This is a genomic window from Trichormus variabilis 0441, assembly GCF_009856605.1.
GTDB lineage: Bacteria > Cyanobacteriota > Cyanobacteriia > Cyanobacteriales > Nostocaceae > Trichormus > Trichormus variabilis.
The window spans coordinates 1,866,049-1,878,271 of record NZ_CP047242.1; the positions used below are offsets into that span (position 1 = coordinate 1,866,049).

The 12,223-nt window shown below is 40.6% G+C and carries 14 protein-coding genes; 11 read left to right on the forward strand and 3 right to left on the reverse strand.

What is annotated here, in order from left to right:
* The first annotated feature begins 44 nt into the window (after positions 1–44).
* The 5 genes from ctaD (at position 45) to GSQ19_RS07450 (ending at position 4,803) form a co-directional block, all read left to right on the forward strand.
* On the forward strand, positions 45–1,724 hold the full coding sequence (gene ctaD / locus GSQ19_RS07430; protein ID WP_011317330.1) for a cytochrome c oxidase subunit I: 1,680 nt from the start codon (positions 45–47) through the stop codon (positions 1,722–1,724).
* Between the two features lie 200 nt (positions 1,725–1,924).
* Positions 1,925–2,518, forward strand: a complete 594-nt coding sequence (locus tag GSQ19_RS07435; protein WP_011317331.1) for a cytochrome c oxidase subunit 3 — start codon at positions 1,925–1,927, stop codon at positions 2,516–2,518.
* A gap of 96 nt (positions 2,519–2,614) precedes the next feature.
* Positions 2,615–3,100: a hypothetical protein gene (locus GSQ19_RS07440; protein ID WP_011317332.1), complete on the forward strand. Its 486-nt coding sequence runs from the start codon at positions 2,615–2,617 to the stop codon at positions 3,098–3,100.
* Between the two features lie 328 nt (positions 3,101–3,428).
* Entirely contained in the window at positions 3,429–4,040 is a 612-nt protein-coding gene (locus GSQ19_RS07445; protein WP_011317333.1) for a cysteine dioxygenase family protein, read from the forward strand.
* Positions 4,041–4,287: 247 nt separating this feature from the next.
* Positions 4,288–4,803 (forward strand): ArsC/Spx/MgsR family protein, encoded by a 516-nt coding sequence (locus GSQ19_RS07450; protein WP_011317334.1) that lies wholly within the window; start codon positions 4,288–4,290, stop codon positions 4,801–4,803.
* 66 nt (positions 4,804–4,869) lie between these two features.
* Here the strand turns inward: GSQ19_RS07450 and cysK are convergent, their stop codons facing one another.
* Entirely contained in the window at positions 4,870–5,829 is a 960-nt protein-coding gene (cysK, locus tag GSQ19_RS07455; protein ID WP_011317335.1) for a cysteine synthase A, read from the reverse strand.
* A gap of 993 nt (positions 5,830–6,822) precedes the next feature.
* Here cysK and GSQ19_RS07460 point away from each other — a divergent pair.
* From GSQ19_RS07460 to GSQ19_RS07485, 6 genes are all read left to right on the forward strand, one after another.
* Positions 6,823–7,248 carry a hypothetical protein gene (locus tag GSQ19_RS07460; protein ID WP_011317336.1) on the forward strand — a complete coding sequence of 142 codons (426 nt, stop codon included), beginning with the start codon at positions 6,823–6,825 and terminating at the stop codon, positions 7,246–7,248.
* Between the two features lie 79 nt (positions 7,249–7,327).
* Complete coding sequence (locus GSQ19_RS07465) at positions 7,328–7,603, forward strand: hypothetical protein (RefSeq protein WP_011317337.1); 276 nt, start codon at positions 7,328–7,330, stop codon at positions 7,601–7,603.
* A gap of 2 nt (positions 7,604–7,605) precedes the next feature.
* Positions 7,606–7,917 carry a hypothetical protein gene (locus tag GSQ19_RS07470; RefSeq protein WP_011317338.1) on the forward strand — a complete coding sequence of 104 codons (312 nt, stop codon included), beginning with the start codon at positions 7,606–7,608 and terminating at the stop codon, positions 7,915–7,917.
* Positions 7,918–8,118: 201 nt separating this feature from the next.
* A complete protein-coding gene (locus GSQ19_RS07475; protein WP_011317339.1) occupies positions 8,119–8,454 on the forward strand; it encodes a hypothetical protein in 336 nt (111 codons plus the stop codon).
* A gap of 21 nt (positions 8,455–8,475) precedes the next feature.
* Positions 8,476–9,477 carry an LLM class flavin-dependent oxidoreductase gene (locus tag GSQ19_RS07480; protein WP_011317340.1) on the forward strand — a complete coding sequence of 334 codons (1,002 nt, stop codon included), beginning with the start codon at positions 8,476–8,478 and terminating at the stop codon, positions 9,475–9,477.
* The gene (locus tag GSQ19_RS07485; protein WP_011317341.1) at positions 9,470–9,841 is read left to right on the forward strand and encodes a hypothetical protein; all 372 of its coding nucleotides are present in this window, start codon (positions 9,470–9,472) and stop codon (positions 9,839–9,841) included. Before GSQ19_RS07480 ends, GSQ19_RS07485 begins: the two co-directional genes overlap by 8 nt.
* A gap of 81 nt (positions 9,842–9,922) precedes the next feature.
* On the opposite strand, the gene GSQ19_RS07490 is transcribed toward GSQ19_RS07485, so the two are convergent.
* Both GSQ19_RS07490 and GSQ19_RS07495 read right to left on the reverse strand, forming a co-directional pair.
* Positions 9,923–10,609, reverse strand: a complete 687-nt coding sequence (locus tag GSQ19_RS07490; RefSeq protein ID WP_011317342.1) for a Coq4 family protein — start codon at positions 10,607–10,609, stop codon at positions 9,923–9,925.
* Between the two features lie 950 nt (positions 10,610–11,559).
* The gene (locus GSQ19_RS07495; RefSeq protein WP_011317343.1) at positions 11,560–12,066 is read right to left on the reverse strand and encodes a NifB/NifX family molybdenum-iron cluster-binding protein; all 507 of its coding nucleotides are present in this window, start codon (positions 12,064–12,066) and stop codon (positions 11,560–11,562) included.
* Between the last annotated feature and the right edge of the window lie 157 nt (positions 12,067–12,223).

Sequence of the window (12,223 nt, forward strand, 5' to 3'; positions counted from 1 at the left end):
CGTTCCATACAACGTTTCTACAAATATCATCACAAAATAGCCTTATGACACGAGTTGAATTTCCACCACACATTCCGCCAGATGACAATCAGCCGAAAAATTTGGCGGTTGGACATGGCGTAACTCTGCCAGCTTGGAAATGGCGAGATTACTTCACTTTTAATGTAGACCATAAGGTTATTGGTATCCAATACCTGGTAACAGCATTTTTGTTCTATCTCATCGGTGGGTTGATGGCGATCGCTATCCGTACCGAGTTAGCAACACCTGATGCAGACTTCATTGATCCGAATCTGTATAACGCCTTCATGACCAATCACGGAACAATCATGATTTTCTTATGGATTGTTCCTAGTGCCATTGGGGGGTTTGGTAATTATCTCATTCCCTTGATGATTGGGGCGCGGGATATGGCGTTTCCCAAACTGAATGCGATCGCTTTTTGGTTAAACCCACCAGCCGGTTTACTCTTGTTACTTAGCTTTATTTTTGGTGGTTCTCAGTCTGGTTGGACTGCTTACCCACCATTGAGTTTAGTAACAGCGCCAATAGCACAAACCCTGTGGATTTTGGCAATTGTTCTGGTAGGGACTTCTTCCATTCTGGGTTCTGTGAACTTCGTTGTCACCATCTTGATGATGAAGGTTCCGAGCATGAAATGGGATCAACTACCTTTGTTCTGCTGGGCAATTTTGGCAACATCCGTACTAGCACTACTCTCTACACCAGTGTTAGCTGCGGGTTTAGTTCTGCTATTATTTGACCTTAACTTTGGTACTTCCTTCTTCAAACCAGATGCTGGCGGTAACGTTGTTATTTACCAACATTTGTTTTGGTTCTACTCCCACCCAGCAGTATATTTGATGATTCTGCCCATCTTCGGCATTATGTCGGAGGTGATTCCCGTTCATGCACGGAAACCAATTTTTGGTTATAAGGCGATCGCCTATTCTAGTGTCGCCATCTGTGTAGTCGGTTTGTTCGTCTGGGTTCACCATATGTTTACCAGTGGTACACCCGGTTGGATGCGGATGTTTTTCACCATTTCTACTTTGATTGTTGCTGTTCCCACTGGTGTGAAAATTTTCGGTTGGGTGGCAACTTTATGGGGTGGAAAGATCCGCTTCACCAGCGCCATGCTGTTTGCTATTGGCTTGTTGTCCATGTTTGTCATGGGCGGTTTAAGCGGCGTGACAATGGGTACAGCACCTTTTGATGTTCACGTCCACGACACCTATTATGTGGTGGCACACTTCCACTACGTTCTGTTTGGTGGTTCTGTATTTGGGATTTATGCCGGGATTTATCACTGGTTCCCCAAAATGACAGGGCGGAAGTTGGGTGAAGGCTGGGGTCGGATTCACTTTGCCCTGACTTTGGTTGGAACTAACTTGACTTTCTTACCTATGCACAAGTTGGGTTTACAAGGTATGCCCCGGCGGGTAGCAATGTATGACCCCCAGTTTGTGGATTTGAATGTACTTTGTACTATCGGTGCATTCATTTTAGGCTTATCGGTGATTCCTTTTACAATCAATGTTCTCTGGAGTTGGAGCAAGGGCGAATTAGCTGGGGATAATCCTTGGGAAGCTTTGAGCCTGGAATGGACTACTGCTTCTCCTCCTTTGGTGGAAAATTGGGAAGTTCTCCCTGTGGTGACTCATGGGCCTTATGACTATGGTCATAGTTTAGAAGCCGCACCAGAAGTAAGTGTACAGACCTAACCCCCTAGCCCCCTTCCCTCGTAGGGAAGGGGGAAGCAGGGAAAGCAGGGGGTGCATGGGAAGCAGGGGGAGAAAGAGGCTTTTTGCTGCTATTAACCTTACACAGTTGACTTGCCATACTACTCGCTACAGGCTGGGCGTTTGCTAGGAGAGGGGTTGGGTGAGAGGTAAAGAACCGAAAAATTGATGGAGAAGTGAATATGACTAGTGTGACTGCCCATGAGGCTCATGGGGGACATGAGGCGCATCCAGATTTACGGGTTTGGGGGTTGTTGACTTTCCTGATTTCTGAATCTTTGATGTTTGGCGGATTTTTTGCTACTTATCTGTTTTTTCGTGGGACTACCGAGGTGTGGCCGCCGGAAGGAACAGAGGTAGAGTTGTTTGTTCCAGCAATTAATACCGCCATTCTGTTATCTAGTAGTGTGGTCATTCACTTCGGTGATATGGCGATTAAGAGAGGTAATGTCTGGGGAATGCGGATTTGGTATTTCCTGACGGCGATTATGGGGGCGGTATTTTTAGCTGGTCAGGTGTACGAGTACCAGAATTTAGGGTACGGTCTGACTACCAATGTGTTCGCTAACTGCTTCTATATCATGACCGGGTTCCACGGACTGCACGTATTTATCGGGCTTTTATTGATTTTAGGTGTGTTGTGGCGATCGCGCCGTTCTGGTCATTATTCAGCTACTAAACACACAGGTATCGAAATGGCAGAAATTTACTGGCACTTCGTAGACATCATCTGGATTGTTCTTTTTACCTTGGTTTATCTGCTCAACCTTTTGTAAATACAAGGGTAATTGGTAATCGGTAATAGGTAATCGGTAATAGTTTCTTCAATTACCAATTAATCATTAGCTATTACCAATTCCCAGGAGGTTATTTTGCATACAGACACTAATAAATTTTCCTGGTTCCAAGTCCCTGAAGATATCAAACATTTGTTAATTTTAGCTGCACAGAGTTGGGACAATACTTCAGTATCAGAGCAATATATCCAACAAGCTTTAGCTATAACTGGAAAAAATACTGATATATTAGTAGCAGCATATAGGTTTTTTTACTATAAAAATAATTATTCTTTAGCATTGCAAACAACTTACCAATTATTAGATAAAATTAGAGAATCGGAAAAGTTTCCTGATGAATGGGAGGAACTGAAGCCAATATTGGTTAACCGTCGGGAAGAATCCACCATCAGGTTATACTTGAACGCTTATGCAGCTGCTGGATTGGTATTAGCTAAGTTAGGGGAAATCGAGCAAGCTAAGGAAATCAGCATGAGAGTCAAGGAAATTGATGACAAGCATGATTTCGGTGCGGGAATCCTACTGGATGTTTTGACGCGTCCAGCAGACGAAGACGATTAAATCAGTCAATAGTGAGATAGTGCATTCCTGAGCCGCCCCCGTGGGCGGGTTTCCCGACTTGAGGGAGTGGCGTGTCGCCTTGCGTCGGAAAGCAACTATCGAACCCGTAAAGGTCAACAGTTATTAGTTAACACTCAACAACCATGAATATGTTCTCTTTCTTCAGCGCATCTTCCCCTCAAACTCTATCTACATTTTCTAATACTAATAACGACCAGTTTCCTCCTAAAGTTATAGTTCCAACTTTCCCCACAACTGATTCGCTGCCGAATGTTAACACTCCTGTATTTGTACTTCCCAGATTTTCTTAACTGAGAGTTTAAATATCATGCAAGGTAGGGATTGGCTCTTGACAGGAGACGGTCAATATCAAGTGTGTAAATCTGCGAGAAGTTGGGATTTATTACAAGAGAATTATCGTCTTTATCGGTTTTTAACTGAGATGGAAGATGTTCTCAATCAGGTAAGTGATGAATCTACTCGCTTACCTGAAATCCGAATGCTCGTTAGGCGCTTGATTGTAAATTCGTACTGGGTGCGAAGTCAGTATTTAGACCCTTCTCCAACCACAGGAACCTCTGTTCTCCTCCTATATGATGAATTGGGTTTTCCCTTGACTGTGCAAACAGTCACATTTGCACCAGGAACCCTATCTACTATTCATAATCATGGAACTTGGGGAGTTGTCGCGGTCTTAAAAGGGCAAGAAAAAAATACTGTTTGGCGATGCACAAAAACCCTAGATTCTCAAGACAAAATCGAGGCGACGGGAGAAATTATTTTATCACCAGGGGACATGATTAGCTTCACTCCCGATGCAATTCATAGCGTCCAAGCAATAGGTGATGAACCAACTGTCACCTTTAATATCTATGGCGAAACTGACCCCAAACAAAGATTCGAGTTTGATGCAGTTACCCATAATGCCAAAAAGTTTTAAGGGGAAGTTAGAAGGTAGGAGTTAATAATTAACCCTGTGTGCGACTTTTTCAAACCTAACCCCCAACCCCTTCCCTACAAGGGAAGGGGAGCAAGAATTAAAGCTACCCTGCGGGTACTCCTACGGAGAACTCGTAGAGTAGCAAGCTATGGATAGGGGTTTCAAGAATAAGTTACACATCAGGTTAATTATCCTCCTATTCCCTATTCCCCATTACCCATTCCCTACTCATTAGGAGATACTTCAAATGGCTAGAGTAATTTTCTATGAAAAACCCGGTTGTAAAGGTGGTACTCGTCAGAAAGTTTTGTTAACTGCGGCTGGACATGAAGTGATCACTTACAATCTGCTTACAGAACCTTGGACTGTGGAACGTCTGCGTTCATTTTTTGGCGATCGCCCAGTCACCGACTGGTTTAATCGTTCCGCGCCACAAATCAAGTCTGGTGAGATTGTTCCCGAACAACTAGACGAGCAAACAGCATTACTTTTAATGCTGAGAGAGCCTTTATTAATTCGTCGCCCTTTATTGCAAGTAGGCGATCGCCGCGAAGTTGGTTTTGATGTCGAAATCCTCGAAACTTGGATTGGCTTAAAACCTGTAGACGAATCCTTCCGCGCCATGAGCGAAAACCTCATGAGCCAAGATTTGCAAGGCTGCGCCCACGGTAATGGTCATAGTCACGATCATCACCACGACCATCAAGGCGGATGCAACCATCATGGTCAACAAGAACACCACAGACAAAGCTGTCATCATTAAACACTAAACACTTGTAGAGACGTAGCGGTGCTACGTCTCCAACTCCAACAAAGTTATTGCACAAAATTACCGAACGCCAGCAGTTTCATTCGTCAAATCCTGAAACAAAGGGGTGCTGAGGTAGCGTTCGCCGAAGGAAGGTTGAACCATCACAATTAACTTACCGGCGTTTTCGGGACGTTTCCCCACCTGTAAAGCTGCACACAAAGCCGCACCAGAGGAGATACCAGATAACAAACCTTCTTCCCTGGCTAAACGCCGCCCGTAACTCATCGCTTGATCATCACTCACCCTGATGACTTCATCCACCAATTCCAGGCGGAGGACATCGGGAACAAAGCCTGCGCCGATACCTTGGATTTTGTGCGGCCCTGCTTGTCCACCGGAAAGGATAGGACTATTGCTTGGTTCAACTGCGATCGCCTGAAAACTAGGTTTGCGTTGCTTCAGTACCTCTGCAATCCCGGTAATCGTTCCTCCAGTACCCACCCCAGCAATTACAATATCAACTTCACCATCGGTATCATTCCAAATTTCTTCAGCAGTAGTTTCGCGGTGGATTTTGGGGTTAGCTGGGTTGCGAAACTGTTGCAACATATGAGCATCAGGGGTACTAGCCACAAGTTCTTCAGCTTTGCGAATGGCTCCCCGCATACCTTCCGTACCTGGAGTCAACTCTAAAGTTGCACCATAAGCCCGCAACATAGCCCGTCTTTCTTGGCTCATGGTTTCTGGCATAGTCAAAATTAACCGATAACCACGGGCGGCGGCTACCATTGCCAGAGCAATTCCTGTGTTACCAGAAGTTGGTTCTACTAAAATAGTTTTTCCCGGTGTGATTAAACCTTCCGCTTCTGCTGAGTTAATCATACTCACCCCAATCCGGTCTTTTACGGAAGAGGCTGGATTCATACCTTCTAGTTTGACAACTATTCTCGCAACTACTCCTTCCGCTTGCGGAATCTTATTCAGCTTAACTAAAGGTGTACCTCCAATAAGTTCTGTTACATCATTAGCAATTCGCATTATTTTACTCCTAAAATTCTTAATCCAGAGTGAATTGTTTACTTATAACAATTAGCTTATACGTATTAAATTTACAAATCAGCTTGCGTGAGAATATATGTGATGTACTTTCACTAAAGCATAAAACCAGTGACTAAATAAAGCTATTTAAAAACATTTACCTAGTATTTTTCTTTTTAAATAAAATTTGTCTTCCCAAACACATTTACACATTAAAAAATATTAAATATCTCTTGCTCATGGAACTCTGTTTATGTAGCCATCGTCTACATAACTAAGAATTTGGTGAATTTATTGTATCACTTTGTTCAAATCACACATTTTATATAATTTTAATTGTTTTTTCTGGCTTGTTTTTATATACTCACCGATACATATATTTTGCTTGAGTACAATTTTTCAGCATAAATCACTCAACCACAAAGTTGATTGTATTCGCCGCCTATTTAGCTTTGAGCTTGCTTTGATAAATGCCAGAACCCCAGTCAATAAATGCTAGTACCCCACCTCAAAAATACTAGTACCCATACCCCAAATAATTTTTGTAATCTTTATAAGATAAGGGTTTGCAGATTTGAGTACAAAACTAATAAATTTAATAATCTTGATCCGACTCATATAAACCATAGGCAAGAAGGTCGGCTGATATAAAACTAATAGGATTTACGCAGAGATTCCCCTCTACCCCCCGAAATTCAATGGGTTAAACCAAAGAACTAGGGGGGACTTCTTAATCATTAAAGAGTAATCGGTGAACATCTTTAAAAATTAATAGCTGATAACCTAAATTAGGTATTGGTGGCATCTAAATTTGCCAAAGTATACCGACTTTTTAAAATAATATGATTTTTCAATTATGACATATTTTATTTTTCAGTGTCGGCTACTTAGTTAGACCATCAAACTTTATTGATAATGAGAACATGAAAAAGTTTGTCAGACTACTCCCCACTCCCTACTCCCCACTCCCTTCTTTAAGATAGGAGAGCAAAGATGAAAGTCAAACTCTTAAATGTTCTCACGGTTTTTTTAGTTACTTTTACGGTGTTATCTCCAGGGCTAATCATATTCGGTGTCGTTTGGGTAAGACATATAGAGTTCGTTAAAACACAGAAATTAGCATTTGCAGTCAATAATATTAATCCAGCAGATACCACTCTATCCACCACAAACACAACTCAAAACTTAGAATTACCCCAAGTTAGCACCCAAATTTCTGATCGAAATATCGTGAATCAACTGCTGACTGCTGAACAGTATAAACTCGCTGTCCTCCTGCAATGGTTCGTTTTGCTAACCCCTATATTTATTGGGTTAGGAATTATTGTTTATGACAGATATCTTGTTTACCGTGCTGCTGTTTTAAGAGAACAAATTGAAATGTTAGAAAGACTTTGGCAGCAAAGTATTGAACAATGAATCAATTCAAAATTCACAATAAAAACAACTGGCGACTGACCACTGACAACTAACAATTTTGTAAAAAACCAAATTCACTATGACTGAAGCAACACAAGAACGCCAAACTTCATACTTTAATCTAATTGATGAATTACTACAATGTCCGAATGGTCAAGAACCAGCAATATTAGAAGCTAAAGCAGAATTAATTGATGCTGGTTTTGTGGAAACTATCGTACAAGTAGCAACAGCATTTGCACATCAAGGTAATCAAGATGGGGCGCAGTTTTTATTTTTTTTAGCTCGTGAGTTAGCGAAAAGTTTGGGCTTGTATCCTGATTTTCAAAAATCTGAAGGAGCAAATGAGGGATAATAATGCTACTAACTGCAACTGATGCTGGACACATAGCGTTAGAGTTTCTCCTAGCAGACTGGAATATTGTAGATGAATACAGAGATTGGTTTAGCGTTTTTAATTCTCGTCTGACGGGTCAGAGTTGGTATATTGTAGAGTTAGGTATAGAAGGATTTCCTGATAGGTGGTATATCCAAGTTTACGATACAGGAGAATGTGACCCTAACTATACTTTTGCTTCCCCTATTCATGCTTCTGAAGGATTTGCCGACTTGAGTCATTTACCAGAAATTGTGGCTGAAGTATTAGTTGCAGAGCGCAAGTCTAGATAAGATAAAATATCCCCGACCTCTTTAACAAGTCGGGGATATTTTATTTCAATTTGTATGGAATTATAAATGTTAATTAAAATCTAATTTTTCACATATATTCTATTAATAAATAGAAAAAATAATACTGAATTTGTCAACATTATATGACAAAAATATGTTATATTAGTTAGCGTGATGTACGCTACATAAATATCAATTGCAATGATTGCGGAAGATATCCTAGCTAAGGAATTCACAAGAGTCGTCAATCACTACTACCCAAAAGTCGGGGAATTATTAGACGGGTGTCATGTGAAAGTCATCACCTGTTTCTGGGGACGACCTGCTAGACGCTTGCAATATATAGGGATTTATTGTTCTGGTGAAATGCTCCCTTATGTGCAGTCTCAAAAAGAAATACTCAGAGAAGTAGCTGAAAACATGGGATTAGTGCAAGTAGTTTGCATGAATGCTAAACGATTATTGCGAGACCCCATGTCTAAGCTGAAAGATAACGACCCACGCCTATGGCTGGAGTTGCAGATGGTAGCAAGGTAGAGTAGGAATCGCTAGCAAATAATGAAAACTGGACTGTTCTGCAATTACGAAAATCATCACCAAGACTCGCGTCGAGCCATTTTTGAACAAGTGGCGCTAGTACGACAGGCGGAAAAGTTGGGTTTTGACGAGGCTTGGGTAACAGAGCATCATTTTAATGAAGTAAATCTCAGTTCGTCAATATTGCTGTTGATGGCACATTTAGCAGGTGTCACCTCAACTATTAAATTAGGTACGGCGGCGGTGTTATTACCATTCCACAACCCGATTCGGGTGGCGGAAGATATTGCTACCTTAGATAATTTGTGCAATGGACGATTATTATTTGGTGTCGCTAAAGGGGGGCCATTTCCCCAACATAACAAGCACTTTGCCACACCAATGGGTGAATCTCGCGCGATGATGTTAGAGGCACTGGCATTGATTCAAAAGCTCTTATATGAAACTGATGTATCATTTAACGGACAATATTATCAATGCGATCGCCTCACAGTTTACCCTAAACCTTTACAGCAAGAAATCCCGGTTTATCTAGCCACTGGTGATGATGCAGGTATTGAATTTGCGGCCAAACACTCCTTTGCTTTGATGGGGGGGCCGCCGTTTGCTCTGGAGAGATTAAAAAAGACAGTGCAAACCTATCGAGCCTTAAATTCTAGTGGTGGGGAAAAATTTGTTTTAGCACGCTTCTTTTATGTAGGTAAAACCTATGATGAAGCAGTCAGCGAAGCTTTACCTTTTATTAGGTATTTTAGCCAGAAAATGACAGCTAATTCGTCTCAAGTAATGCAGAACGGTTCTAGCGGTCACAAGCAATTTGACCGCACAAATATTTGTTTTGATGAAGACTACTTGATTGAAAATTCCATCATTGGTGATGTTGCTACTTGTCGAGACAAAATCAAGAAATTTCAAGACGAATTGGATCTAGGTACATTAGCGCTCAAACCCTCATCTTTTGCTTTGCAAAAAAATCAGGAAAGCTTGCAGCGCTACAACCAAGAGGTACAAAATTATGTCTAAATTGAATCTGCTTCCACCTGACGATTTACCGCCTAGTGTGGTGTCAAAAGAGGATGGAATGCTGCATCTGGAATTAGAACAGTCTATTGGCAGATGCTTTTATCAGGCTTGCGATCGCATTACCCAAGCACTGCTAAATAATTGCCAGTGGTATCTTACCAAAAAAGATGCGATCGTTATGCTGATTGTTGACTGTCCAGATATTGTCTCTTACTGGCATATAGTCAGCAATATTCCTCAATTAGGAAATCGTCTAGAGAGGTTTACCAAAAATGCCAAAATTCGCGTTTATCCCCCTTTTGGCAAAGGTGAACCTTTAGAGATTAGTGTCAATGAAATTTCTGCCTATCGAGATTGGCTCTAGATTTTTAAAGCATCTCGGATGATTAAATTTCAGTAACCCAGTTTTTCCCAAGGCTGGGTTTTTTCTTTTATTCCCAGTCTCCTAAGCTATTTCACGTTGCTTTACGGTATTTATGCCTAAACATTCACGAATTTCAATCACTGGTACATCCCAAAACTGATCCCATTTCTGAGCAATTAACTTCCTCGGCGTATGGGAACCTAAACTATATCCACGAGCTATTTCTGCCATTAAATCTTGGAATTTTGCTGGTTGATAAAGACTAGTCATCACCATACCAAAACTTACCAGCATCACACTAATAGGAATTGGGGTTTGAGCCAAAACAAAAGCTTGCAGGCCAATTTCACCAATCCCATCAGTATCAAATCCAGCAACGACATGATAAATATCATGGGTAGAGCGCCAAAGCATTTTCAGATACGAGATGTCATCAACTACAGGGACTTTCTTATAAAAATAGGGGTCGAAACCTCTAGCTTTCATTTCAATGGCGTAGACATGGCCCAATGTTCCCTCTGGGAGTTTAGCTAAATCATCTAAATTGAAAGGTGCTGGTAGCCAGCGTTCCGCAAACAAGGTGTTAACTTCGGGAATTTTTTTCAACTCATCAACAGCTAACTGCGCCATTTCTGTTTGGTCGAGTGCGTCCTCGAAGTCAAAAACTGGGTCAGTGTTACCATTGCTGGGTTTTAACGCCCTATCTGCCAAAAACTGAATATAGGCAAGAAGTCCTTTGTCATTGTTGTAACTGATGACATTGGTCATGATAATTTCCTCATGTAATGTTGGGGGATGAGGGATAAGATGACGAGGGAGAAAGATATTAAGACTTTAACTAACAGGACTTAACTAAATTCTTTTTCCTAGTGTGAAATTTGCATTAGGGAGAGATTATGTTACCTGTTATTGGACTTTAGCCATCAAGAGTGACATATCGATAATTAATGTGGAAATATACAGACCTAATTTTTATACTACTTGAGTCATATTTTCATTCATCCTGAGGAGTATTTAGTCACCTGTCTTCTCTAGCCCCTAATACCAATTCAAAATTCAAAATTCAAAATTCAAAATTAAGAATCAAGAGAGGACAAGCGTTTGGGGTTGTACATCTGTCGCATTCTTTTTTCAAATTGGTATAACCTCTATTTTCAGACAAAAGTGCGATCGCCCATGCTAAATGGGTATAAATAACCCAGAATATGTAATGAAAGATTAGCTACAATCTTTTTCCTAGATTTATTCACCAGAATACTTGCGTGTTAATTTTCTAGTCATAAACAGAGCAATCAACAATAATACTTCCAAAGGAATCAGTGAGAATTTAAGGCTACAGCATAGCCAAAAGAAGCCTACGATTATACAAATAACCTGCCAGATTTGATTGGTATTTTTTATAGCAATAACTACAAAAAATATAGCTAGCCCTAAAGTCATAAATGAAGTGAATAGCATAGCTAATACATTTGACAAGAATGATTTGTTGACTTGTTTATTTTGGAATTGCAGCAGAGTATTAATTTAAGTGATACCAATTTGAATAAACCATTTGTAGAGACGCGATTAATCGCGTCTTCTTGACTAATTATTAGCCCTTAACCTAGTATGTTGTGCCAACCTAGTTAATTGATAAATAGGAAAATTGAGATGGAAGATGAAGCGAAAATTTCCATCTATGATTAATCCCTAATTAGCATCAACCTAGAGATAATTTCTTACACAGATTCTAGTTCGCCGAGACTTTCTTGATTTGGCCGCAGAGCTTTACGCAACCAAGGAGGAGGATTACCTTTAAGAGTTTGCACTAATCTGTTCAAAAGGTAGATAATATCTTCCTTCTTTGAACGCGGTTTAACTGGCATTACGCCCTTTTTGATTAATTTGGCAGCAGCAATACCGCCAATGGATGCCACATATACAATTTTACAATCAGATAAAGCTGCGATTTTTTGAGCTACCTTATCATCGCTTTCACCATTTTGAACCTTAGGTTTTTGCTCCTCTTCTTTTTTAGCTTTTTTGCAATCGCTTTTACCGTGTTTGCAACCACCTTCGCCTTTTTCGATTGTATCTTCACTAGGTTTTGGAGTTTCCTTATTAAAGGAGAGAGTTTCGATAAATTCATAACCCCCGTCGGAAATTTCATAAACATCAATTTCTTGCGCCCAGCCAAAGTGAGCATCAACATTGATCCTATCACTTGTAGCAAATGCTATCTTCATTTTTGTGTTCCTTTCTTCATCAGTTGTGACTAACTGCCAATAAGTCCTGAATTGTGGTTAAATTGTTACCTATTATTTGATAAGCAATGCCCAGCACCTTGTCATTCATCAAGTGCAAGATGTCAAATTAGGCATTTTTACACAGTCACAGTTAACA